The 437-nt window shown below is 54.7% G+C and carries 1 protein-coding gene; it reads left to right on the top strand.

Annotated features, from left to right (window positions below; translation table 11 throughout):
* A partial coding sequence (locus GE027_RS22715; RefSeq protein ID WP_202617522.1) for a DDE-type integrase/transposase/recombinase occupies positions 1-425 on the top strand: 425 nt, incomplete at its 5' end.
* Positions 426-437 lie beyond the last annotated feature (12 nt).

The raw sequence follows: 437 nt of genomic DNA, 5'->3' as shown, positions 1-437 counted from the left end.
TTGAGCACTGGCACGTGGACATTTCGTACATCAACGCCGGCGGGACGTTCTTCTACCTGATTACCATCCTGGATGGCTATAGCCGGTATATCGTGCACCACGAACTCCGCGAATCGATGACCGAACTGGATGTCGAGATCGTTTGCCAGGCAGCCTTGGAGAAACATCCTGGTGCGAAACCGCAAACCATCAGCGACAACGGCCCCCAGTTCATCGCCAATACTTTCAAGGCATTCGTCCGCCATAGCGGCATGACTCACGTCAAAACGAGTCCCTACTATCCGCAGAGCAATGGGAAGCTGGAGCGATGGCATAAGTCGCTGAAGACCGAGAGCATTCGACAGAACTGTCCACGTGATGCCGAGGAAGCAAGGGCTCGTCGTCGCAGTTCCGCTCGCGATGACGAACTTGCGATGGCGAGTTGAGATGAGGATAAA

Origin of the sequence: Roseimaritima sediminicola (assembly GCF_009618275.1) — a bacterium.
GTDB classification, from domain to species: Bacteria; Planctomycetota; Planctomycetia; order Pirellulales; family Pirellulaceae; genus Roseimaritima; species Roseimaritima sediminicola.
Note: the sequence above shows the minus strand (reverse complement) of the source record. Positions and strands in the feature narration are given on the sequence as shown.